This window comes from Aliidiomarina iranensis, assembly GCF_003987135.1.
GTDB classification, from domain to species: Bacteria; Pseudomonadota; Gammaproteobacteria; order Enterobacterales; family Alteromonadaceae; genus Aliidiomarina; species Aliidiomarina iranensis.
The window spans coordinates 334907-357534 of sequence record NZ_PIPJ01000001.1 but is presented as its reverse complement, the minus strand read 5'-3'; the positions used below and the strand labels follow the sequence as shown (position 1 = coordinate 357534).

General features: G+C 47.0%; 22 protein-coding genes. 11 read left to right on the top strand and 11 right to left on the bottom strand.

What is annotated here, in order from left to right:
• Positions 1–61: 61 nt before the first annotated feature.
• Entirely contained in the window at positions 62–1471 is a 1410-nt protein-coding gene (locus CWE08_RS01615; RefSeq protein ID WP_126764967.1) for a DUF4397 domain-containing protein, read from the bottom strand.
• Positions 1472–1561: 90 nt separating this feature from the next.
• Between CWE08_RS01615 and CWE08_RS01610 the strand changes: the two genes are divergently transcribed.
• The gene (locus CWE08_RS01610) at positions 1562–2212 is read left to right on the top strand and encodes a hypothetical protein (protein WP_126764965.1); all 651 of its coding nucleotides are present in this window, start codon (positions 1562–1564) and stop codon (positions 2210–2212) included.
• Between the two features lie 128 nt (positions 2213–2340).
• On the opposite strand, the gene nfuA is transcribed toward CWE08_RS01610, so the two are convergent.
• On the bottom strand, positions 2341–2919 hold the full coding sequence (gene nfuA / locus CWE08_RS01605) for a Fe-S biogenesis protein NfuA (RefSeq protein ID WP_126764964.1): 579 nt from the start codon (positions 2917–2919) through the stop codon (positions 2341–2343).
• Positions 2920–3091: 172 nt separating this feature from the next.
• Here nfuA and CWE08_RS01600 point away from each other — a divergent pair, with 172 nt between their 5' ends.
• The 3 genes from CWE08_RS01600 to CWE08_RS01590 all read left to right on the top strand — a co-directional run bounded on the left by CWE08_RS01600 (position 3092) and on the right by CWE08_RS01590 (position 8666).
• Complete coding sequence (locus tag CWE08_RS01600; RefSeq protein ID WP_126764962.1) at positions 3092–5725, top strand: M14 family zinc carboxypeptidase; 2634 nt, start codon at positions 3092–3094, stop codon at positions 5723–5725.
• A 105-nt stretch (positions 5726–5830) separates the two neighbouring features.
• Positions 5831–7717 carry a GNAT family N-acetyltransferase gene (locus CWE08_RS01595; protein WP_241973803.1) on the top strand — a complete coding sequence of 629 codons (1887 nt, stop codon included), beginning with the start codon at positions 5831–5833 and terminating at the stop codon, positions 7715–7717.
• A gap of 25 nt (positions 7718–7742) precedes the next feature.
• Positions 7743–8666 carry a histone deacetylase family protein gene (locus tag CWE08_RS01590; protein ID WP_126764960.1) on the top strand — a complete coding sequence of 308 codons (924 nt, stop codon included), beginning with the start codon at positions 7743–7745 and terminating at the stop codon, positions 8664–8666.
• On the opposite strand, the gene CWE08_RS01585 is transcribed toward CWE08_RS01590, so the two are convergent.
• A complete protein-coding gene (locus tag CWE08_RS01585) occupies positions 8663–9376 on the bottom strand; it encodes a ComF family protein (protein ID WP_126764958.1) in 714 nt (237 codons plus the stop codon). The two genes, CWE08_RS01590 and CWE08_RS01585, sit on opposite strands and share 4 nt — an antisense overlap.
• Positions 9377–9421: 45 nt before the next feature.
• On the opposite strand from CWE08_RS01585, the gene bioH reads away from it, so the two are divergent.
• The gene (gene bioH / locus CWE08_RS01580; protein ID WP_126764956.1) at positions 9422–10261 is read left to right on the top strand and encodes a pimeloyl-ACP methyl ester esterase BioH; all 840 of its coding nucleotides are present in this window, start codon (positions 9422–9424) and stop codon (positions 10259–10261) included.
• Here the strand turns inward: bioH and mutM are convergent.
• Positions 10237–11046 carry a bifunctional DNA-formamidopyrimidine glycosylase/DNA-(apurinic or apyrimidinic site) lyase gene (gene mutM / locus CWE08_RS01575; RefSeq protein ID WP_126764954.1) on the bottom strand — a complete coding sequence of 270 codons (810 nt, stop codon included), beginning with the start codon at positions 11044–11046 and terminating at the stop codon, positions 10237–10239. The two genes, bioH and mutM, sit on opposite strands and share 25 nt — an antisense overlap.
• A 123-nt stretch (positions 11047–11169) precedes the next feature.
• Between mutM and CWE08_RS01570 the strand changes: the two genes are divergently transcribed.
• Positions 11170–11850: a 2OG-Fe(II) oxygenase gene (locus CWE08_RS01570; RefSeq protein ID WP_126764952.1), complete on the top strand. Its 681-nt coding sequence runs from the start codon at positions 11170–11172 to the stop codon at positions 11848–11850.
• A gap of 189 nt (positions 11851–12039) precedes the next feature.
• Here the strand turns inward: CWE08_RS01570 and CWE08_RS01565 are convergent, their stop codons facing one another.
• The 4 genes from CWE08_RS01565 to radC all read right to left on the bottom strand — a co-directional run bounded on the left by CWE08_RS01565 (position 12040) and on the right by radC (position 14773).
• Positions 12040–13275 carry a DUF418 domain-containing protein gene (locus tag CWE08_RS01565; RefSeq protein ID WP_126764950.1) on the bottom strand — a complete coding sequence of 412 codons (1236 nt, stop codon included), beginning with the start codon at positions 13273–13275 and terminating at the stop codon, positions 12040–12042.
• A gap of 245 nt (positions 13276–13520) precedes the next feature.
• Positions 13521–13676, bottom strand: coding sequence for a 50S ribosomal protein L33 (gene rpmG / locus CWE08_RS01560; protein WP_007420939.1), 156 nt, complete (start codon positions 13674–13676; stop codon positions 13521–13523).
• 28 nt (positions 13677–13704) lie between these two features.
• On the bottom strand, positions 13705–13941 hold the full coding sequence (rpmB, locus tag CWE08_RS01555) for a 50S ribosomal protein L28 (RefSeq protein ID WP_126764948.1): 237 nt from the start codon (positions 13939–13941) through the stop codon (positions 13705–13707).
• Positions 13942–14098: 157 nt separating this feature from the next.
• Positions 14099–14773 carry a RadC family protein gene (radC, locus tag CWE08_RS01550; protein ID WP_126765525.1) on the bottom strand — a complete coding sequence of 225 codons (675 nt, stop codon included), beginning with the start codon at positions 14771–14773 and terminating at the stop codon, positions 14099–14101.
• Between the two features lie 301 nt (positions 14774–15074).
• On the opposite strand from radC, the gene coaBC reads away from it, so the two are divergent.
• The 3 genes from coaBC to slmA all read left to right on the top strand — a co-directional run bounded on the left by coaBC (position 15075) and on the right by slmA (position 17495).
• Positions 15075–16313 (top strand): bifunctional phosphopantothenoylcysteine decarboxylase/phosphopantothenate--cysteine ligase CoaBC, encoded by a 1239-nt coding sequence (coaBC, locus tag CWE08_RS01545; RefSeq protein WP_126764946.1) that lies wholly within the window; start codon positions 15075–15077, stop codon positions 16311–16313.
• 55 nt (positions 16314–16368) lie between these two features.
• The gene (gene dut, locus CWE08_RS01540; protein ID WP_126764944.1) at positions 16369–16827 is read left to right on the top strand and encodes a dUTP diphosphatase; all 459 of its coding nucleotides are present in this window, start codon (positions 16369–16371) and stop codon (positions 16825–16827) included.
• A gap of 74 nt (positions 16828–16901) precedes the next feature.
• A complete protein-coding gene (gene slmA / locus CWE08_RS01535) occupies positions 16902–17495 on the top strand; it encodes a nucleoid occlusion factor SlmA (RefSeq protein ID WP_126764942.1) in 594 nt (197 codons plus the stop codon).
• A gap of 48 nt (positions 17496–17543) precedes the next feature.
• On the opposite strand, the gene gpsA is transcribed toward slmA, so the two are convergent.
• The 3 genes from gpsA to CWE08_RS01520 all read right to left on the bottom strand — a co-directional run bounded on the left by gpsA (position 17544) and on the right by CWE08_RS01520 (position 19605).
• Positions 17544–18569, bottom strand: coding sequence for an NAD(P)H-dependent glycerol-3-phosphate dehydrogenase (gene gpsA, locus CWE08_RS01530; RefSeq protein ID WP_126764940.1), 1026 nt, complete (start codon positions 18567–18569; stop codon positions 17544–17546).
• A gap of 16 nt (positions 18570–18585) precedes the next feature.
• Positions 18586–19095 (bottom strand): protein-export chaperone SecB, encoded by a 510-nt coding sequence (secB, locus tag CWE08_RS01525; protein WP_126764939.1) that lies wholly within the window; start codon positions 19093–19095, stop codon positions 18586–18588.
• Between the two features lie 66 nt (positions 19096–19161).
• The gene (locus tag CWE08_RS01520; protein WP_126764937.1) at positions 19162–19605 is read right to left on the bottom strand and encodes a rhodanese-like domain-containing protein; all 444 of its coding nucleotides are present in this window, start codon (positions 19603–19605) and stop codon (positions 19162–19164) included.
• Between the two features lie 193 nt (positions 19606–19798).
• Between CWE08_RS01520 and gpmI the strand changes: the two genes are divergently transcribed.
• Positions 19799–21340 carry a 2,3-bisphosphoglycerate-independent phosphoglycerate mutase gene (gene gpmI, locus CWE08_RS01515; protein ID WP_126764935.1) on the top strand — a complete coding sequence of 514 codons (1542 nt, stop codon included), beginning with the start codon at positions 19799–19801 and terminating at the stop codon, positions 21338–21340.
• Positions 21341–21342: 2 nt separating this feature from the next.
• Positions 21343–22587, top strand: coding sequence for a murein hydrolase activator EnvC family protein (locus CWE08_RS01510; RefSeq protein ID WP_126764933.1), 1245 nt, complete (start codon positions 21343–21345; stop codon positions 22585–22587).
• The last annotated feature ends 41 nt before the right edge of the window (positions 22588–22628 follow it).

The window sequence follows — 22628 nt, the reverse complement described above, 5'->3', positions numbered from 1 at the left end:
AAAGCCGCCCACCTTAGCGGTGGGCGGCGAAAAGGCTAATACTACTGAGCCCAGGGGGAATTTAAACTTGTGGTACAGCTAAATCATCAAGAAGAATTAGCTGCGGTGGTAAACCACTACCATCGGCATCTACAGCGATTGCTGTGTACAAACCACTACCCTCTAAATTAAGTAGAATTGGTCCAATAGCTGCATCTTTAGTGCCAGCTAAGGTTACTGTTACATAATACTCACCTGGAGTAAGTGCAACGTTACCAGTTGCTTGAATCGCTTCAGCATCGAAGTCAACGCCTGCAAATGCTGGTGTCGCATCAGTGATATCGTCAGTAGCAGTTACATAGATATCTACCGGGCCAGCCGCTGGTGAAGCATGCACGATACGTACTTGTGCTGCTGTAGCAATACGGCGGTTAGCGTCTTCCAATACAGCCGCAGTAAGCGTTGAATCACCTAAAGCGCCTACAGCCAATACGCTGTACTGAGTAGCGTTCGCCAATTCTAAATCAGCTTCAATTGCAGTAGTGTCAGTGTTTGCAACGTTCACTTTAATATTGTAAGTGTCGGCTGCAACATTTAGATACTCTGAAAAACCAGTAAATGGTACATCACCAAGTACTTCGCCATCATTTACCAATACGTCTACTTCAGGCGCGTCAGCGGACGCGTGAATTACACGAACATCTGCACCAGTATCTTGAGAATACAACACTGAAGAGGCCTCGCCATCGGCAAGTAATAGTGCAATTGGACGTTCGCTGCTATTTGCAGCAGTGTTCGGCGTTGCTGTTACGAATAGATCAGCACCGGCTGGTAGTGATAGTTCGCCTGAATCAAAAACTACTGCTTCTGGGTCGCCTGCTACGGTGATTCGTACTTGGTAATCACCCGCTGGCACTTCTACCTGTGGCGTGTAATCTTGATACGCTAACGTAGCCGTTGGCTGCGCAGCTGTCAAATCAGCGTCAAGCTCAGTTACGAAAACATCTACGGTCAAATCAACAGGTACACCATGTAACACCTGCAACCGCACGTTTCCATCACTCACATCGGTAATTTCGTTGGTAATGATCAACGGCTCTAAAGTTTCTTCCGCAACTGAACCAAGCGCAAATACGTCGTAACGAGTGTCTGCTGCAAATTCTAGATCCAACGGACCAATTACCGTAGCTGTGCTGTCGTCTGGTAAAATTCCGTCAACACCTACACTATAAGTGCCTTCTTCCACCGTAGCTAAACCCGATGAAACTTGGTAATCTACGCCTTCTAAGAAATTAGCGCCGTCTACCGTAACATTTACAGCTGGTGCGTCAGCAGATGCGTGATGAACACGTAACTGAAACTCCCCAACTGGGTCAGGTGTTGGCGTTGGTGGGTTTGGCGTGCCTACTTCAGGTGAGCTGCTGCTACTATTACAAGCCGCGAGCGCCAGTGCTAAAGCAGAAACACTGAGTGTTTTTATGATTCTGTTCATGGTTGTATCCTCGTTTTGATTGTCAGCAACGATTATTTACGCAGGGTACACCTGAGCAGGATCACAACTCGCTAACATGAGACCTTGAATATGTTCCGAGCTATTCTCACTTTCTTTCTTGGAATTACCCTTATCCTATTGATTTTAAGCGCCATTAGCTCAAGCATCCAACCTTTTCCTCTGCCCAAAAAAGCGTTAAAACATACACAATCTTTACAATTAAATGCGGAAAATCAAGCCGAAATCACAGTTCGAAGTGAACAAGATCTGGCGAATCAGCCGAAAGATTCAAATACAACAACGGATGATTCGAACGCTGAACACCATGATGAGTTGGCTGTGCAAAAACAACAGAAGGATTTGGACGATGTGGTTGCAAACGAAATCGAGTTGCTACTGAATCAAGAAGCCTCGTTAACGAATATTATTGAAGCGAATATATCGCTATTAGGCAAACTCGGTTCTGCAGCCGCTTTTTTAAGCCATCAAGCACTGTTGCGAAAAATTCAACAAACCGATCATGTACAACCAATATCAATTATTTGCTCAAGAAAAATGTGTAACATTTTGGTTTATGGCGCGGACCCTGACATTGCCGAAAATTTTGCAGTAAAGTTACTCAGCGAAAACAGTGATCATTTACAGGTTTCTGAAGGGGAATATCGCGTATTTCGTGAAGAAGACTATGATTTTGCTCATGTGGTTATAAATTTAGCCGAGCAAGCATCCATCAATGAATAGTTCACTAAATGTAGAGTACCGCCTCGTTTATTGTGCAACTCGCTGGCAAACCATTTGCACCGAGCCTATGAAAAAGCCGCAGAGAGGGCTTAGTTTTGCACTCTCTGCGATTGTAGTTGTAAGAACCTTTAGTAATATGAATGCTCACCGCGAGCGTGCTCAGTAATATCACGCACTCCGGAAAGTTCCTCAGGAAAGCGCTCGAGCAATTGCTTTTCGATGCCATCCTTCAAGGTAACATCTACCATTGAACAACCATTACAACCGCCGCCAAACTGTAAAATGGCAACACCATCTTCGGTGATTTCAGAAATCATTACTTGCCCACCGTGGCTCGCTAATTGTGGGTTGATCTCAGATTGAATCACGTAATCAACGCGCTCAATTAATTCAGCGTCATCGGCAACCTTTTGCGCTTTTGCGTTCGGTGCTTTCAATGTTAATTGCGAACCTAGCTCTTGCTGAACAAAATCAATTTCAGCTTCTTCGAGAAATGGCGCGCTTTCTGCATCTACTACCGCATCGAACCCCTCGAAGTTCAAGCGAACATCGCTATCTTCTACCGAATCTTGCGGCGCATAGGATACCCCACACTCTGCGTTAGGTCGGCCCGGATTCACCACAAATACGCGAATGTTCGTGCCTTCTTCTTGGCGGCCGAGTAATTCACGAAAATGAGCTTGGGCGGATTCGGAAATTGTAATCATGCACATCACCTTTTCTTCATTTGTCTCGAGTGTTGTAATCGAGCATTCAGATACCTGAGTATTTTAGTAGGGTTTATTCTATCGCATCAGAACCGCATTGCATAGTAACTCTGTTGGCGCAATGCAGGATTTTTGTTAAGTTTAGGGCAACCTAAATCAGGAGTTTAACTTGATGAAAATAACTAGCCTTTCGTTCTATCGCCACTTAACGGTGCTATTTTTGGCATCCCTCACCATGAGTTTTTCGGCCCTAGCCGCTGACCTCGATTATTATTTACCCAATAACGTAAGCTACGATGAAAGTATCACCAAGCCAGCGGATGCTCTGGGTTTTGAGGTTGGCGAATGGCACGCCCGCCCTGAGCAAATTGCCCGTTACATGGAAATACTTGCCGATGAATCCGATCGAATCACACTCGAAATCACCGGGAGAAGCCATGAATTCCGGCCCATGATGGTGTTAAAAATTAGTGCGCCTGAAAACCAAAACCGCCTCGAAGAAATGCGGCAACAGCACTTGGCGGTATCCGACCCAAACCAAAATGTGAACGCCACGGAAGCGCCTTTAGTGATATACATGGGCTATAGCGTGCATGGTGATGAATCGTCAGGTTCCAACGCGGCTATTCTTGCCGCCTATTATCTAGCCGCCGCACAGGGGCCAGAAATCGAAGCATGGCTAGATAACACTGTTATTCTTTTCGACCCGATGTATAACCCTGATGGTTTGGCGCGTTTTGCAACTTGGGTGAACCAATATAAAAGCATGACGCCAGGTGCTGATAGCCAACATCGCGAGCATCAACAAGATTGGCTGAGAGGCCGTCAGAACCATTATTGGTTTGATTTGAACCGTGATTGGTTGTTGCTACAGCATCCTGAATCAAGAGCGCGTATCGCCACCTATCAAGCATGGTTACCGAATGTACTTACGGATCATCATGAAATGGGTACCGATGCAACCTACTTCTTCCAGCCCGGTATTCCCTCGCGGAAGAACCCGCTCACACCCGATGAAAATGTACGTTTAACTGAACGTTTAGCCGAGTTTCATGGTGAAGCACTCGATGAAATTCAGAGCTTGTATTACACCGAAGAATCATTCGATGATTTCTACTACGGCAAAGGTTCTAGCTACCCCGATGCTCAAGGCACAATCGGCATTTTATTCGAGCAGGCTTCATCGCGCGGTCATCTGCAAGAATCTATCAACGGGGATGTTTCCTTTCCGTTCACTATCCGCAATCAATTTGTAACCTCGTTATCAACGATTGCTGGTGCCGTGGCTGAGCGTGATTGGTTACTGGAGTATCAACAACGATTCTTCAAAGAGAATATGGAGCTCGCGCGAAAAGAAAGCTTTGATGGCTACCTTTTAAAAGAAGCCGATGAAGGCCGCATGCACGAACTTTTAAACATTCTTCGGGCGCACAGCATTGACGCCTACCCGGTTACCGAAAGCTTTACCGTGGATGACCAAACCTATAATCCAGGCGAGGCCTTTTATGTTCCAATTCGGCAACGCAATTACCGGTTATTGAAAGGTGCTTTCTCAACGCGCCAAGATTTCCCGGACAATACATTTTATGATGTTTCGGCGTGGACGCTGCCAATGGCCTTCAATGTCGAGTTTGCAGAAGTTCGCCAAAATCGCCGCTTCCGCGTGGCCGAAACACCTTGGAGTGGCCCTAACGATTTCAGCAATAACCAGCTGGCAGAAACGAATGTTGGTTATATTTTTAGCTGGGAACCTCATTTTGCGCCGCGGGTATTGAATCATTTACTGAAGAACGGCATTCATGCCCGTTTAGCCGTTGATGAAGTTACCGTGAACACGCCTAATGGCGATGCACAGTTCAACCGTGGTGCCGTGATTGTAACCCGAGCTTATCAAGATAAGCCTTGGCAAGACATTCAAGCTACCCTAACTGAATTAGCTGATGCCAATCGTGTCCGTGTGCACACTATTACTAGTGGGATGACATCAACAGTAGGCATGGACGTGGGAAGCCGCAGTATTAACCCCGCCACTGAACCAAAGGTTATGTTGGTTATTGGCGATGGCGTTAACTTACAAGAAGCCGGCGAAGCTTGGTATTACCTAGATCGTGATTTAAATATCCCGGTATCTATGATTGAAACGCAACGTTTAGATCGCTCTGATATCAGCCGCTACACGCACATTATTTTGGTCGATGGCAATCATCGTAACCTTAGCGAACGCTTCACAAACTCGCTCCAAGAGTGGGTTCGCCAAGGCGGAACCTTAATTGGCCAAAAAGGCGGTGCACGTTGGATGAGCGAAAATAACCTACTGGGAACCACCGTTGTTCCTGCTGATGAGTTCCGTGAGAAGTTCAGCACGGAAGGGTTATCTTACGCTGATCGTAATGATTTCTTTGCTCAACAACGCGTTGCCGGTGCTATATTTAACAGTAAGCTCGATTTAAGCCACCCGCTTACGGTTGGTTTTTCCCGGGAAACACTGCCTATTTTTAAAAATAGTACTATTGCTTTCATGAACAACGAGCGGCCCTTTGTTGATGTTGCTACATACGCTGAAGCCCCTGTATTTGCGGGCTATACTTCACAAGGTAATCGTGAAGTATTAAGCGAGCGCACAACGGTGCTGGCTCACCGTTACGGTGGTGGCCGAGTTGTTGGTTTTGCTGATAATGTGAATTTCCGCGGTTATTTCTGGGGAACTTCAAAACTTATGGCAAACGCCATCTTCTTCAGCCAATATGCGTTAGGCACCGTTGGTGACGAAGAAGAGGAAGAAGACGAAGACGCGCACGCTCACTAATTTTAGCGGTTTATCGCTAGGGCGGCGCTTTTACGAGCACGTTACTACTCTGCACCTCTAGGTTAAATTCATGCAACCTAGAGGTGCTTTTAGTAAGGAACCGCAATGCCAAGTGAGCAAGCTAACCCCACAAATAAACCCAACCGAGCGGTTGCCAAGCAACTTCGCCTGCACGGGAAACCTGCCAAATGGCCTGAATTAATTAAATCTGGCCAACGTATTTTTATTGGCTCTCATGCCGCAGTTCCCCACGCTTTAATTGCGGATTTGCTCGCCAACAGCAACTATCTTCATGATGTGGAAATTGTGCAAGTAGCCGCCTTTGGCAACAACCGCTGGGCAGAGCCTGAATACCTTCGAAATTTCAAAATAAATTCTTTATTTATCGGCGGTGAACAAGTGCGAAAAGCGGTGGCTGAAGGGCGTGCTGATTACACACCAACCTTCATGTCCGATATTCCCTCGTTATTTACCGATGAGATTCTGCCTCTCGATGCCGCACTGATTATGGTGAGCCCAGCCGATGAGCATGGCTACCACTCACTGGGCGTTTCTGTTGATATTGTTTCTGCAGCTTTGCGAAGTGCAAAAATAGTGATAGCTCAGGTGAACCCGCAAATGCCAGTAACCTTTGGCCAAGCATTTATTCACCGTGGGCAAATCGATGCACTTTTCTACGCCAGCGAGCCGCTCCTAGAAATCCAACCGCCGGCATTAGACCCGATTACAGAACGGGTGGGCCAATATGTTTCTTTATTGATTAACGATGGTGCCACCATACAAATTGGCTTTGGCAAAGTGTGTGAAGCCACGCTGCGTTATTTGAACAACCACAAAGATCTTGGTGTTCACAGCGAGCTGATCACCGACGGCATCATGGATTTAATGCTGAGTGGCGTGATCAACAACCGGAAAAAAACCTTCCATCAACACAAGGTGGTAACCAGTTTTTGTATTGGTACTCAGCGTTTATACGATTATGTGAATCACAATCCACACATTGGTTTTTATCCTAGCGAATATGTGAATTCACCAGCTAATATTTCTCGTAACGAGAATATGATCTCAATTAATAGCGCCATCGAAGTTGATTTAACCGGTCAGGTTGTATCTGATTCCATCGGCTATCAGTTTTATTCAGGTATTGGTGGTCAAGTTGATTTCAGCCGCGGCGCTTCTATGAGCCAAGGTGGCAAGCCTATTATTGCCCTGCCTTCAACTGCCGCGAACGGAACTATATCACGCATTGTGCCGCACATTACCGAGGGCGGTGGTGTAGTGACCTCGCGGGCGCACGTGTATTACGTAGTAACTGAATTTGGTGTTGCTTCTTTGCGGGGCAAAAGTATCCGCGAACGTGCCCTTGAATTAATTCGTGTTGCCCACCCTAAGTTCCGCCCGCAGTTACTCGAGGAGGTGAGAAAACATTACTATGTGCCGCACTACCAAGTGCAAACCCCGGTAGAAATTCCAGAACTTGGCGAAGTTGGCTTCAAAAAAATTGAAATTAACGGCGAAGCTTATGATTTGCGTCCTTTAAATCCTAGCGATGAGCGGCGCTTACAAGAGTTCTTTTACTCCCACACGAAAGAAACGCTACAAATGCGCTACAACACCATTCCTACCCAAATGAACCGAGAAAAATCGTGTAATTTGGTTAGTGTTGATCAATCAAAAGATCTCGCGCTCTGCATTGTTCGCCAACGCGGTTCGATGTCGCAAATACAAGCGGTTGGCCGCTATTATTTGAGCCATGATGGTAAAAATTGTGAGGCAGCATTTGTAACTCGAGAAAATAGCCAAGGCAAAGGTATGGCAAAATTATTGCTCACCGAAATGATTCGTATCGCTAAACTCCGAGGTGTGAGAACTATGTTGGCCTTCGTGCGTGCGGAGAATCAAAAAATGCTCGCTGTTTTTGAAAAGGCTGGCTTTGTTCGCCTGCCCGCCGATGAGCCTGGCGAAGTAACGCTCGAACTTGTCATTGTATAAACCCAACATTAAGGTGTGGTAACTGATGTCAATTACCGTATTTAGCCATAGTTCTTGTAGCCTGCATAAGGTTACCGAAGTTCACCCCGAGTGCCCCGAGCGTTTGGGCGCAGTTAACGATCAACTTATTCGTTCTGGGATGGAATATGTTTTAACCCAAAAAGATGCCACGCCAGCCAGCAAAGAGGATTTATATCGTGCTCACGATGTGAATTACGTGAACGATGTGTTTGCTAAAGCACCCAAAAGCGAAGATGAGCATATCTGGCTCGATCCCGACACCCTCATGAGCTATGGCTCGCTCACGGCTTTTTTACACGCAGCTGGCAGCGGCATAAATGGCATTGATGAAATTATGCAGGGAGAGAATCAAAAAGCGTTTTGCGCCATTCGCCCACCGGGCCACCATGCAACACACAACGCGGCGATGGGTTTTTGTGTGTTTAATAACATTGCCGTAGCTGCCTGCTATGCCATGGCGAAATACCCTGTTGCCCGCATAGCCATTGTTGATTTCGATGTTCACCACGGCAATGGTACCGAAGATATTTTCATTCAAGATGATCGCGTACTGTTTTGTTCGTCATTCGAGCATCCTTTGTATCCGAATACGGGAGCCGATACCATTAGCCCGCATGTGATTAATATCCCCATGCCAGCTGGCTCTGAGGGCTTTGAATGGCAAGCTGCGGTGGCCGAACGATGGCTTCCTGCTATCGATGCTTTCCAACCTGATCTCATCCTGGTATCCGCCGGCTTTGATGGCCATATGGAAGATGATATGTCGCAATTCAATTTGCGGGAAGATGATTACTTCTGGATAGGTAAAGAACTTAAAAACCTTGCGGATAATCATTGCCAAGGCCGCATACTTGCAATGCTTGAGGGCGGTTATGACATGAGTTCCCTTGGCCGCAGTGTGGTTGCGTTTTTGAAGGGTATTTCTTAACTTTCGTTCACTTCCTTCTGATGTTTTTTAGGTGTGTATGCAAACGCCCAAGCATCGATTAAACAAGGCTGTTGCGCTTTTAATGCGGCAGCTACTGCATTCACGGTAGCGCCGCTGGTAATCACATCATCAACAATTGCTAAGCGTTTATAACCTGGTTTTTCGATACAGCGAAAAGCACCGCTAACATTCGCTTTTCGCTCTTTAGCGCTTAATCTGTGGCTTGCTCGTGTTGAGCGCCTGCGTACTGAGTAGATAACGGGGATACCCAATATAGTGCCAAGTTTTTCAGCCAACACGGCCGCTTGATTATAGCCGCGCTTATACCAGCGCAAATTACCAAGGGGCACAGGCACTAACGCATCGGGTAAATATATTTTTTCCTGCCGATATAAACTTACCACTTGCGCGGCCATGAGAGGTGCAAAGCAATCGGCTAATGCCGGTTGATGGCTATATTTATATTGCTGAACCCAACGCGTTACCGGATTTTCATAAGAAAGTGCCGCACACCATAAACGGCAAGCACTGATTTCTGTTTGCTCCGCCTGCAATTGCGAGGCTAAATCACCGCAACAACGCGGTGGTAGCCGGGGTAAATCAATAAAACAATATTCACACAAGCCAAACTGCAACACTGCTGGTTGCTCACAGAGCCAACATATGCCGTTCTTTTCAATTTTGCGCAATTCTTGCCAAAGCTTTACCATAGTACCTACCTCCTCTTGCAGCAGTTAGATTCAAGGTAGTTATTCATGGCAAAACATTCCGCAAATTTGAGCCTTAGTATACAAGGTTCTGGTGAACCTTTAGTTCTTCTTCACGGCTGGGGTTTGAACCAAGCGATTTGGTTTCCCATTCGCGAGCTATTAGCGGAAAAATTTCAAGTGATTACTGTGGATTTACCGGGCTTTGGGGAATCGGCTTGGTATCCCGGTGATGAAGATTTCCAGAGCGCATCTTCGCGGGTTATGGCAGAGTTAGCGCAGAGTATAGGAAAGCCATTTCATTTGGCTGGTTGGTCTTTGGGAGGGCTTTTTGCCATGCAAATGGCCCTTGATTACCCCACTTATATTAAGCGCCTTACCACAATCGCCAGCTCACCCTGCTTTATGGCTCGCGGTAATTGGCCTGGTATCAAACAGGCAACCCTAGAAGCATTCCGGTATCAGCTCACTAACGATTTTCATAAAACATTGGAACGCTTTTTAGCGGTTCAGGCTTTGGGTAGCCCCGCAGCAAGGGAAGAAATAAAAACTATGCGGAAATTGCTAAATGAACGCCCTGAGCCGCACCCTCAGGCTCTAATTGCAGGGTTGCGTTGGCTGGCTGAGGTTGATCTCCGCAAGCCCCTAGAGCAGCTTACAGTGCCTCTTTTACGCATGTATGGCCGACGCGATAGCCTTGTTCCTATTGCAACCAGCGATGCGGTACAAAGCTACCTGCCCAGCAGCTTTGCTGGGCAAACACAAGATGGGCAGCATGCGCTGGCAGCGCCACCCCCCTTGCACTTTACAGAAAGTGCTCACGCGCCATTTTTCACTGAACCAGAAAGGTTTGCAACCGAGCTTTATCGTTGGCATTTGGGGCAATAAAAAGAATTTCTCTGGCCAATTCTTATTTGCTTAATTTTACTCCCGCAAATTGAGCAAAGCTCACCAGCCCGGCCGTATACCGATAACTCTTGTTTGAAGTATCCGGGTTTGCCATCAGCTTGCATAAAATCTTTTAGCGTGGTGCCGCCTTGCACAATAGCACGAGCAAGAATTACTTTTATGAGCTCGGCTAATTTTTGATAACGTGCTTTACTCACTTTACCGGCCGCTCGGCGTGGATCGATGCCACTTGCAAACAAGGCTTCGTTGGCATAAATATTTCCAACACCTACAACCACCGCATTATCCATAATAAAACTCTTCACTGGCGCGGCTTTGCCACGGGAAAGCGCAAACAGGCGCTCACCATCAAAATCATCGGTTAAAGGTTCAGGCCCAAGGCTTGCAAGTAACACATGAGTTTCATCTGGCAGTTGCCAAAGCACAGCACCGAAACGGCGGGCATCGTTTAAACGCAAACTCATGCCGTTATCCAATTCAAGCTCAAAATGATCGTGTTTTTGCCGCGGTTGCTCGGTAGGCAGCACATGCAGTTTACCCGACATCCCCAAATGAATAATGAGTGAGCCGTGAACACAATCGAGTAGCAAATATTTAGCACGGCGGCGAATGGCCACTATTTCTTCACCTTGCAGCAACTTTACCGCCTCAGGAATGGGCCAGCGCAAGGTGGGAAACCACACTTGTACTGCTTTCACCTTTTGCCCTAACACGTGCGGTGTTATTCCTAGCCGGCTTACTTCCACTTCTGGTAATTCAGGCATACGCTATCCATTTGATTTATAAATAACTATTTTTATACCCTCGGGCGCTCTTGAAACGTATATTAGCGCTCCGAACAAATTGAAACTGGTATTCCCAGAGTATCTCACGGAAACAAGGTATACATGAACCCGGTTCTTGATTCACTGCATGAAGTACAAGGCGAGCTCACTACCGAGATCGATGATGAACTATGGCTTGCTCAGTTCGATGCATTAGCCGATTGTGGCTATGTAATTATTGAAAACTTTTTACCCAATCACGAGGCGGCGGCTCTGTATCACTATGCCGCAGGCCTAAGCGAAGCAGATTGGAATATTGCCGGTATTGGCCGCGAACAACAGCACACACTGAATACGCGGGTGCGCAGCGATCAGATTCGCTGGCTACACTCAGAAGTGGCTGCAGAGGCCATTTATCTGAACACTCTGAATAATTTACGCGTGCGTTTAAATCGTAGGCTCTTTATGGGGCTATTTGATTATGAATGCCACTTGGCGCGTTACCAGCCTGGCGCATTTTATAAGAAGCATTTAGATGCATTTAAAGGCCGCAGCAATCGTGTGCTAACTACAGTATTTTATCTAAACCCGGAGTGGCATGCTGAAGATGGTGGCGAGCTGGTTATTTACGGCACAAACGACGAGATACTGGAAACCGTTTTGCCGAAACAGAACACCTTAGTGGTGTTTCTGAGCGATACCTTCGTGCACGAGGTAAAAACCGCCTATCGAGAACGCTTCAGTATAACGGGCTGGTTCCGCCATAACGCATCGGATGCTCACCGAGTAGATCCTCCCGCATAAGACATTTTTTTGACAAACAGAGCAAAAAACAAAACCGCCGGCTATTTGCTGGCGGTTTTGCTTTTCTAGGAGCTATTTTTAATTAGTTATTTCTAATTAGCAATTTTTAATTAGCTATTTCTGGTTAACTTTAGTGTGCCTAATAAGCGTACTGCTTCTTTTTATCACTTTGCTCGCTAGCACTTGGGCTCAAGCTTTACGCATAGGCTGCAACTTCATGTACGTAGCACTCCGCCACAACCATTCCATTGGCCCGTATTGATACCGTTGTAACCACCAGGTGCTAAACCACAACTGCCCCACATACAATAAAATCGCCATAACTGTTGTAGCAAAGCGGCCATACTCGCCGTAGAGCCCAAAGCCGTAGCCATAAAATAAGGTAGTAAATACGATTGAGTGGGTAAGATAATTAGTGAGTGCCATGCGCCCAGCTGGTGCTAAGTGCCTTAGCCACTTTTTACCGCCTAAGAATAACAAGGCGAGAATACCCATATACGCGAAACAAAGGCCGATATTGGCAACGGCTTGGAGCGTGAAAATTAACGCGCCGTGGTAATCTGGCACCATTAAATTCATCTCTAAGCCATAAATACCAACTGCTAAAGCACTCGGTAAACCGAAAATAGCGCCAAATACCAGCATATTTTTTAGCGCTTTTTTGTGGGCTTGCGGCTTAGTGAAAATACCAGCGCGAGCAAAGGCGGCGCCGATCAAAATCGTACCGAGTATGGTGGGTACAAAAAATACGATTCCACCGCCGCCGTATAACAGAGCAATTTCTGTTAATCTATAGCCCACTACTTCGCCATAACCACCTTGGGCATAAATCTCATGGCCGGCAGCAATCATTTTTTGCATCTCCATGCCGCCTTGCTCGATTTGAGCAAGCATCTCAGGGCCTGCGGGCGAATTGAGCCCCATTTGCATGCCCCAAGCACCTAACCAGTATAAAAGAACCGGAATAATGATGAGGGCCGCGCCCCACTTCCACAAACGCCCGGCCGATGTTTTCACAAATAGCAGTAAAAATACGCCAACAATGGCGTAGTTTAACAGTATATCGCCACCCCAGATGTAAACGATATGCACTAGCCCAAACAACGCCAATACAAAAATGCGCCGGAAAAAAAGAAATCGAGGTGAATTTGTTTTTTCTATGGCTCGATCAAGAAACAACACAAAGCCCATACCAAACAGTAGGGAGAACATGGTGTAAAACTTACCTTGAACAAAGGTATAAACGCTCCATGCGGTTGCGTAATCTAAGCCTGCTTGCTCGGTATTGAAGCCGTGCATCATTTCGCCAAGTGGGCGCTGAAAATATTCAATGTTCATCAGCAGAATGCCTAACAAAGCGAAACCGCGAATGATATCGAGTAAGTGAATGCGCTCTTGGGGCGCGATTGGCGTTGCCGTACTCATAAGTGAGCCTCTTTTTTAGAATTATTGAGTGCTATTTTTTTATGAAGAAATATTTATGAAAATCGGCAAAAGATTAGTTGTTGAATGCAATTTCGGCAAGCAATTAAATGTAACAAATTCACACACCTTAACGTTGCTATTCCACAACCTGCTACGCTTATTCAACCACGTTAGCTATATTACAGGCATAAAAAACCCGCCAAGGCGGGTTTTCAATATTCAATGAAGCTGCAAAACAAGTTGAATTACTTGATTTTCGCTTCTTTAAACATCACATGCTTACGAACTACTGGATCAAATTTTTTGATCTCAAATTTTTCTGGCATGTTACGTTTGTTTTTATCTGTGGTGTAGAAGAATCCAGTACCAGCAGAAGAAACCAGACGAATTTTATCGCGCATCGTATTATCCCTTTCGTTCTAGCCGGTATTAAACCCGGACGCCTTTCGCACGCAAATCAGATAGCACGGAATCGATACCGTTTTTATCAATGATACGCATACCTTTGGTAGAAATGCGTAGTTTTACCCAACGCTTTTCGCTTTCAACCCAAAACCGATGGCTTTGAAGATTTGGCAGGAAACGACGGCGGGTCGCATTGTTCGCGTGTGAGCGGTTATTACCAACCACTGGCCGCTTTCCTGTTACTTGACATACTCGTGACATGTTCGTTACTCCGAAATTGCTTTGCAAGCTCGCCTAATCGCCCTGATGGCCTTGCCCTATAAATCGAGGGCGCAATTTATACTAAAAAACGCCGCTAAAAACAAGCTTTACCGGATATTTTTTATGCTCAATAAGTGTTCCCAGCAGGAAAAAGCCTTTATAACCAACCTCTTTCGGCAAAAGAAACTGTTTCGCCCGCTCCGATTACAAAATGATCTAACAAGGCCACATCAATTGTGCTCAGTGCTTCTCGAATTCGTGTGGTTACACGCTGATCTGCTTGGCTCGGCTCAGCCACCCCCGAAGGATGATTGTGCGCTAAGATTACGGCGGCCGCATTGTGGCGCATCACTAATTTAATGATTTCCCGCGGATAAACGGGCGCTGCATTGATCGTGCCGTAAAACAGCTCGCAATAATGCAGCAAACGGTGCTGGCTGTCCAGCAATAGTAGTGCGAAAACTTCTCGGTCTTGATGCCGCAATTGGGCTGATAAATAATCTTTCACCATTTCTGGCCGCGTAAAGCCCTCGCCGCTACGCAAAGAGCTTGCTAAATATCGCCGAGTAAGCTCAAGAATGGCTTGAACTTGCATTGAGCGGGCTAAGCCAATGCCCGGAATTTCCAGCAAACGCTCATTCGGTAACGCTAATAAGCCACCTAACCCACCTGCAGTTTTTAATACTTCCCGGCTCCATGTTAATACATCTTTACCACCACTTCCGGTGCCAAATAGCACAGCAAGCAGTTCGGCATCCGTAAGGCTAGCGGAACCAAAAGTAGCAAGCTTTTCCCGCGGCCGCTCGTGGGCTTCCCACTCTTTGATAAGAATTTTCGCCGGGGTTTCTGTGTTCTTTGAAATTTCCGGCACTAACGAGCCACCGGCTAACATTTCTGGCAATTCCAGAGCGCCTGCTTCTTTAGATGCGCCTTGCCACGGGTCATTTTTTTCACCTAAATCTAACTCTGCTTGATTTCTAACAACTTCGGTAATATCCGCCGATAAGGTTGCATCCTTGCACTTGGCTACCATTGGAACCTCCTGTTCCTGCTACTCAATTCAATCCATACTCGTCAAAACAATCTGCATCGTGTTATCTTTACAGTAAGTATTTACTCACATGGATACAACTATGGCGAGCCTTATAAACCGTAAGTTATTGCTGATTATCACTGGTGGAATAGCCGCTTATAAAACACCCGAGTTGGTGCGGCGCTTAAAAGATGAAGGTACCGAGGTGCGCGTGGTTATGACAAAAGGCGCAAAAGCCTTTATAACCCCGCTCACACTGCAAGCGGTTTCCGGCAACCCAGTACACGATGATTTGCTCGATCCAGCCGCAGAGGCCGCAATGGGCCACATAGAATTAGCGCGCTGGGCCGATCTTATTGTCGTGGCGCCGGCATCTGCGAGCGCCATGGCACGCCTAGCACATGGCTTTGCCGATGATTTGTTCACAACATTATGCTTGGCCACCGATGCACCGGTGGCATTAGTTCCGGCAATGAATCGCTTAATGTGGTCGGCAGCCGCTACTCAACGGAACCTTGGATTACTGCAAGAAGATGGCAAGCTCATATGGGGGCCTAATGAAGGCTCTCAAGCTTGTGGCGAAACGGGTGCCGGGCGTATGCTCGAGCCTCAGGAGATTCTTCAACGCATTCAAGAGTTTTTCTCCGCCACTTACTCACTGCATCAAGAGGCGGGTGAAAGCGCGGGCCTGCTTGCTGGGAAGCGTGTATTGCTCACCGCTGGGCCAACCCGGGAAGCTATCGATCCAGTGCGCTACTTGAGTAACCATAGCTCTGGGAAAATGGGATTTGCGCTGGCAGCCGCAGCCGCAAAAGAGGGAGCTGATGTTACTTTAGTGGCCGGGCCATGCGAACTCACAACACCTGCGGGCGTAACTCGAGTTGATGTAGTAAGTGCTCAGGATATGCATAGCGCGGTAATGGCAAACCTTGCAGGCCAAGATATTTTTATTGGCTGTGCAGCAGTAGCCGATTTTCGGCCTATGAATATTGCTGAGCAGAAAATGAAAAAGCAAGATAACCAAAACGAAATGCAAATTTCGCTCATCAAGAACCCCGATATTTTGGCCTCTGTTGCGCAACAAGAAGGTGCACCATTTTGCGTTGGTTTTGCCGCTGAAACCGAAAATGTTGAAGCCTACGCACGAAAAAAACTGGCACAAAAAGGCATTCAACTTATTATTGCCAATGATGTAAGCCAAGCAGATGTGGGTTTTAATAGTGAAAATAACGCCGTAATCGCAATCTCAGCTAGTGCTACTCAACATTTCACAATCAACAGTAAAACTGAGATAGCGAATCAACTGATTGCGTTAATCAGCAGTGAACTTAAAACTTAGGCTCTTTCAGATAACAATACATCGTCACCTTAACGTTAATTAACACGAGTAATCTATGAGTAAAGCAATTGATGTGAAAATTCTTGATCCCCGTGTAGGCAAAGAGTTTCCGCTCCCTACCTATGCCACACCTGGTTCTGCAGGTTTAGATTTACGCGCATGTATAGGCGATCCAATCACGCTTGAACCCGGGCAAACAGAGCTCGTAGGCACGGGCTTAGCGATTCACATTGCCGATCCGGGGTTAGCCGCCACAATCTTGCCGCGCTCTGGTTTAGGGCATAAACATGGCATTGTGCTTGGCAATCTCGTTGGGCTTATTGATTCTGATTATCAAGGCGAGTTAAAGGTGTCGGTTTGGAACCGGGGGAGCTCCACATTCACCATTCAACCTGGCGAGCGCATCGCACAATTGGTGATTATCCCAGTAATTCAAGCTGATTTTAATTTGGTAAGTGAATTTACCGATAGTGACCGCGGTGCTGGCGGATTTGGCTCTTCCGGCCGCCATTAAATTCAACGCTAAAAATCTGAAAAATAAACTATCGGCAAACTCACAAGCCGCAAAATATATCAGGGAAAACATGCATGACCACACAACGGAAATCGAATCGCCGTGAAGAAATTCTAGGCACGCTTGCCTATATGCTCGAAACCCATCTTGGGCAGCCCATCACTACAGCAAAGTTAGCAGCTGAAGTTGGCGTTTCTGAAGCTGCCCTTTACCGGCATTTTCCATCGAAAGCAAAAATGTTTGATGATCTCATCAGCTACATTGAAGACATCGTGCTTGGTGGCGTAAATAAAGTTCTGGAAACAGAAAAGCAAACCATGCCCCGAGTACAACAAATTATTGGCTTACTGTTGCAGTTTGCAGAACAAAGCCCGGGGATGACCCGCGTACTCACTGGCGATGCGTTAATGGGTGAGAATGAGCGTTTACGTGCTCGCGTGGTAAGCCTGTTTGAACGCTTAGAGAGCCAAGTAAAGCAGATTTTACGCGAACGGCGCATGCGCGAAGGCGTTCAATTTAGTGCCGACGAAGGCATGCTCGCCAATATTGTAATGGCCTATGCGGAAGGCAAACTAAGCCAGTATGTACGCTCCGGATTTAAGAAAAAACCAACCACCGAATTTACCGCCCAGTGGCAGCTACTGGAACAGCAGCTACTTAGTGCTTAGGCCTTGATTGTGCAGAAGCACAGCTCTTAATAGCGGGGAACTTAGCGATTAATCTCGCGGCGCGGCCACGCTTTCGCTGGTTTGCGCCCGAGCGAGTAAATCTTGCGCCACTTGCATCGGCTCTTTGCCCTCGTATAAAACTTTATAAAGTTGTTCCGAGATAGGCATTTCAACATGAAAGCGTTTGGCTAGTGCCACCACTTCACGGGTGTTCCGGTAGCCCTCTACCGCTTGCCCAATTTCGGCCATGGCCTGCTCAACGGTTTTGCCTTGGCCGATAGCAAGGCCAAATCGACGGTTTCGCGATTGGTTATCTGTGCAGGTGAGAATTAAATCACCTAAGCCGGCCATACCCGTAAAGGTTTCGGGTTTACCACCCAAGGCTATACCCAAACGTGTTAATTCGGCTAAACCACGTGTAATTAAGGCAGTTCGTGTATTCGCACCAAAACCTAAGCCATCGGCCATACCAGCGCCTATGGCGATAACGTTCTTCACCGCACCGCCAAGTTGCATACCAATGAAATCATCGTTTAGGTAAACTCGAAAAGAACGATCGCAGTGCAGCGCCTTAGATAGATCTTCTACAAATTCTGGCTTGTTCGCGGCCACGGCAATAGCCGTAGGCATGCCTTTCGCCATTTCTGCGGCAAAGGTTGGCCCTGAAAGTACCGCTAGCGCGCGATCTGGGCCTAAAACATCAGTGGCCACTTCAGAAAGTAAACGCCCGGTTTCAGGTTCTAAACCTTTTGTAGCCCATGCGACACCGGCTCGCTCTCGCAGATGAGGGGCAATTTGCTGCAAAACTTCGGCAAAGCCATAACTCGGCACTACCACAAGAATGGTTTCCGATGCTTGCACCGCTTTTTCCAAACTCGTTTCTAATTCAAGTAACTCTGGAAACGGACAATCAGGAAGATAACGAGTGTTTTCGCCTGCGGCTTGCATTTCCTGTACTTGCGCTTGATCGCGCCCCCACAGCACTGTGCGTTGGCCCTTTCTTGCGATACAGATAGCAAGGGCGGTGCCATACGACCCCGCCCCTAGCACTGTTACTGATGTTGTATCAGTCACTAAGTTTCCTTAATGCTTACGCGTCAGCTTTCGGCTGTTCTTGTGCCGCTTGCTGTTGTTGCTGCACGTGTTGTGCATACACTGCGTCGAAGTTGATTGGCGCAAGGTTCAATTGTGGGAATGTACCTTTGCTTACCAAACCAGAAATCGCTTCACGTGCGTAAGGGAACAAAATGTTCGGGCAGAATGCTGCGAGCGTGTGCGCCAGAGCATCGTCGGCAAGGTCTGCAGGGATTGAGAAAATACCGGCCTGAGCTACTTCACATAAGAATGCAACATCTTCACCAACAGTATTTTTAACAGTTAGGCTGAGGGTTACTTCATAAACGTTTTCATCAAGCTTGTTGTTGCTTACGTTCATATCAACGTTCAGCTCTGGCTTCCACTCTTTGCGGAAAATAGCTGGCGTGTTCGGCGCTTCAAAAGAAACATCTTTCACATAGATACGTTGAATTGAAAATTGGTTGGTTGCTTGTTTCTCGTTTTGAGCTGCGCCATTTGCTTGAGTTTGCTGTTCATCAGCCATAATACTTACCTACTTTTCTTAAATTAAAATGAAAGATTAAAAATGAACGAATTCAGTGTTGTTGTTCTATTTTTTATTTTTTAACTGCGTTTTTGAAACTGGCAAACTGGCACCTTGCCATGCTTGCAGCCCACCCTGCAGTACATACACTTGGGTAAATCCTGCTTTCACAAGTGCTGTTGCAGCGCCTCGGGCAGTATTTCCATAGTTGCATACGGTAACAATGGGGGCATCTTTAAATTTCTCAAGGCTTTTTACATCCCCTGCACGAATTTTTTCAGCAGAAATTTGCTTCGAACCCTGAATATGCCCTTTTGCGAAATCTTCATCGCTACGAATATCTACGAACACACCACCCCGATTCACTTTTAAAACAGCCTCTTGCGGTTTTAGCGGTTGAATAGAAGAAAAGCGCTTTTTCACAATATCCATAACTAGCATTACAAAAACTAAAACCCACAAACCACTGAGGATGTAATGCTCTGTTGCGAATTCGATTAGTTGGTCCATGACCTCTCCCGACTAACTGTAACTACCACCCAAACTGGTGTGAATTTATCGACTAAAAATACAGCCGAAGAGTATAACGGTTCAGCGCACAGATACCAGTAAAATCTGCACTTGCGCAGGTGCTTCTGATCCTTAAATGCAGTAAACTAAGGCATAATTTATGAACAATCAGAAAACCAATCGGGGATGCCGCATGTCTACTGGAGAAACTCGCAAAAAAACACTCGCCTTGTTAATTCTCGATGGCTGGGGCAACCGTGATGCCGCGCCTGATAATGCCATAGCGCATGCCAATACCCCAAATCTAGATAAGCTCTATGCCACCGTGCCACATACCTTGGTTGATGGTTCAGGCATGGCTGTGGGTTTACCTGATGGGCAAATGGGTAATTCGGAGGTGGGCCACGTGAACCTTGGTGCTGGCCGCATTGTTTATCAAGATTTCACTCGTATTACGAAAGCCATAGAAGATGGTGATTTTGCCGAAAATAAAGCGATTAATTCCTGCCTAGAAAAGGCGCAAGCGGCAAAAGGCAATGTGCATATTATGGGGCTGTTATCGCCAGGCGGCGTACACAGCCATGAAGATCACTTGCTGGCGATGGCGAAGTTAGCCCATGAAAAAGGCGCTAAACAGGTGTTTGTGCATGCATTTCTTGATGGTAGAGACACGCCACCGCGCTCAGCAGGTGCCTCGCTCGAACGTTTTGAAACCGAATTTGCCAAGCTCAAAGGTGTGCAGTTCGCTAGCCTTTGTGGCCGTTATTTTGCTATGGATCGAGATAATCGCTGGGATCGAGTTAGCAAGGCTTGGCGCCTACTTACTCAAGGCGAGGGCGAAACAGCGGTTTCCGCAAAAGCGGGCTTAGAAGCGGCGTATGCGCGAGAAGAAAGTGACGAGTTTGTAGCACCCACATGGATAGATGGTTCACAGCCAATTCGTGATAATGATGCCGTATTTTTTATGAATTTCCGAGCCGACCGCGCACGTGAACTGAGCCGCTGCTTCGTAGAAAAAGATTTCAAGGAATTTGACCGTAATCCGACACCCAAGCTTTCAGCATTTGTAATGCTCACAGAGTATTCATCGGATATTCCTGCCCCCGTGGCTTTCCCGCCAGAATCATTAAATAACGTGTTTGGTGAGTGGTTGGAAAAACACAATAAAACTCAATTGCGTATTTCAGAAACCGAAAAATATGCTCATGTAACCTTCTTTTTCAGTGGTGGCCGAGAAGCTACCTTTGCTGGCGAAAAGCGCATTCTTATTCCTTCACCAGATGTGGCAACTTATGATTTACAACCAGAAATGAGCTCCGTTGAATTAACCGACGAGCTCGTTGCTGCAATTGAAAGCGGCGAATTCGATGCCATTATTTGTAACTACCCGAACGGTGATATGGTTGGCCATACCGGCAACTTTGCCGCGGCGGTGAAAGCCTGTGAGGCGGTAGATACAGCGGTAGGCCGAGTTGTTGAGGCAATTCGTAAAACCGGTGGCGAATGCTTAATCACAGCGGATCACGGCAATGCCGAGCAAATGAACGATCATGCTACTGGCCAATCGCATACCGCCCACACTAGTAACTTGGTGCCTTTTATTTACGTTGGCCGTGAAGCTACCCCGGTACCGGGTGGCCGTTTATCTGATGTAGCGCCTACCATGTTGCATCTGATGGGCATGCCGCAACCTACAGAGATGACCGGCAAAACGCTCATGCAATTGAAGGATTAAGCATGAAAATTTGGCGCGGCGCGCTTGGTACTTGCCTTAGCGTTGGTATTACCGGTGTTCTAATTTTGGCTTCGGCGCTTGCCGCTGCGGAGCCAAAAATATTTCCCGCGCACAAATTCAGCACCAGCTCAATGTTGGTGGGAGCCTCACTTACGGCCCAGCAGGATAATGATGCCCAGGCAGAACATGCGCGAGCAGAGCAGCAGTTGCAGACGTTACAAAACGAGATACAGCAACGTCGCCGGAGTATAGAGCAACGCCAACAACGGCTCAGTAGCGGTGAACGAGAGCTTCGAAACTTAGAAACTCAGGTGCAAAATGCAAGCCGTTTATTGCGCGAAACGGAGCTAAAAATAGCTTCAGTGGAAGGCCATATTTATGAGCTTGAGCAAGAGCAACAGCAGTTACAAAGTGATGTTGAGGCGCAAGCTGCCGCACTCGCCGATCAGATAGAATCGGCGTATCGAAACGGTGATCATGGGTTTCTGAAACTGTTGTTGAACCAAGATAACCCGGCTCGTTTCGAGCGCATGCTCGAATACTATCAATACTTAAGCGCCGCACGCTTGCAGCAATTAGAAGCCTTGCATGCTTTAGAACAACAACTTATTGCTGTTCGGCAAGAAGTATCGGCGCAACGAGATACCTTGAATGCAACGTTGCGCCAGCAAGAGCAACAACGGAACCAGCTCACAAGCCAGCAACAGGCACAAGAGCAGCTTGTTGCTCGCCTACAACGGGAGCAGCAAAACGAAGAATCAGCGTTGCAAAACATGCTGCGCAATGAACAGGAGCTCACGGAATTGCTTGCCGCATTGCAGGAAGTAATGGCTCGGCAAAATTTCAATTTATCCGGTTTAGCCAACCTGCGCGGGCAGCTTAGTTGGCCTACGCCAGGCGCTATCAAGCATAGCTATGGTAGCCAGCGGAGTGGCGAAGTGATTTGGCGCGGTGTGGTGATTGATGCGAATGCAGAAGCGCCAGTAAGGGCCATTGCCGATGGGCGTATAATTTTCTCGGATTGGTTACGCGGATTCGGCATGGTGGTGATAATCGATCATGGCGAAAATTACATGAGCTTATATGGCTATAACCAAGCACTCCTAAAAGATATTGGCGAGCCTGTTCGCCGGGGCGAAACCATTGCTCTGGCGGGCCGCAGTGGTGGCCAATCGGAAAGTGGTTTGTATTTTGAAATTCGCCATGAGGGTAATCCTATAAACCCTGGGCCTTATATCGCTCGCTGATAAGAACGCACATCGCCCGTTCTTGCTGTATTGATAAAGCC

Bases quoted from the DNA above. Each gene is read 5' to 3' on its own strand.
- CWE08_RS01615 (WP_126764967.1), bottom strand. From the start codon at position 1,471: ATGAACAGAATCATAAAAACACTCAGTGTTTCTGCTTTAGCACTGGCG.
- CWE08_RS01610 (WP_126764965.1), top strand. From the start codon at position 1,562: ATGTTCCGAGCTATTCTCACTTTCTTTCTTGGAATTACCCTTATCCTA.
- nfuA (WP_126764964.1), bottom strand. From the start codon at position 2,919: ATGATTACAATTTCCGAATCCGCCCAAGCTCATTTTCGTGAATTACTC.
- CWE08_RS01600 (WP_126764962.1), top strand. From the start codon at position 3,092: ATGAAAATAACTAGCCTTTCGTTCTATCGCCACTTAACGGTGCTATTT.
- CWE08_RS01595 (WP_241973803.1), top strand. From the start codon at position 5,831: ATGCCAAGTGAGCAAGCTAACCCCACAAATAAACCCAACCGAGCGGTT.
- CWE08_RS01590 (WP_126764960.1), top strand. From the start codon at position 7,743: ATGTCAATTACCGTATTTAGCCATAGTTCTTGTAGCCTGCATAAGGTT.
- CWE08_RS01585 (WP_126764958.1), bottom strand. From the start codon at position 9,376: ATGGTAAAGCTTTGGCAAGAATTGCGCAAAATTGAAAAGAACGGCATA.
- bioH (WP_126764956.1), top strand. From the start codon at position 9,422: ATGGCAAAACATTCCGCAAATTTGAGCCTTAGTATACAAGGTTCTGGT.
- mutM (WP_126764954.1), bottom strand. From the start codon at position 11,046: ATGCCTGAATTACCAGAAGTGGAAGTAAGCCGGCTAGGAATAACACCG.
- CWE08_RS01570 (WP_126764952.1), top strand. From the start codon at position 11,170: ATGAACCCGGTTCTTGATTCACTGCATGAAGTACAAGGCGAGCTCACT.
- CWE08_RS01565 (WP_126764950.1), bottom strand. From the start codon at position 13,275: ATGAGTACGGCAACGCCAATCGCGCCCCAAGAGCGCATTCACTTACTC.
- rpmG (WP_007420939.1), bottom strand. From the start codon at position 13,676: ATGCGCGATAAAATTCGTCTGGTTTCTTCTGCTGGTACTGGATTCTTC.
- rpmB (WP_126764948.1), bottom strand. From the start codon at position 13,941: ATGTCACGAGTATGTCAAGTAACAGGAAAGCGGCCAGTGGTTGGTAAT.
- coaBC (WP_126764946.1), top strand. From the start codon at position 15,075: ATGGCGAGCCTTATAAACCGTAAGTTATTGCTGATTATCACTGGTGGA.
- dut (WP_126764944.1), top strand. From the start codon at position 16,369: ATGAGTAAAGCAATTGATGTGAAAATTCTTGATCCCCGTGTAGGCAAA.
- slmA (WP_126764942.1), top strand. From the start codon at position 16,902: ATGACCACACAACGGAAATCGAATCGCCGTGAAGAAATTCTAGGCACG.
- secB (WP_126764939.1), bottom strand. From the start codon at position 19,095: ATGGCTGATGAACAGCAAACTCAAGCAAATGGCGCAGCTCAAAACGAG.
- CWE08_RS01520 (WP_126764937.1), bottom strand. From the start codon at position 19,605: ATGGACCAACTAATCGAATTCGCAACAGAGCATTACATCCTCAGTGGT.
- gpmI (WP_126764935.1), top strand. From the start codon at position 19,799: ATGTCTACTGGAGAAACTCGCAAAAAAACACTCGCCTTGTTAATTCTC.
- CWE08_RS01510 (WP_126764933.1), top strand. From the start codon at position 21,343: ATGAAAATTTGGCGCGGCGCGCTTGGTACTTGCCTTAGCGTTGGTATT.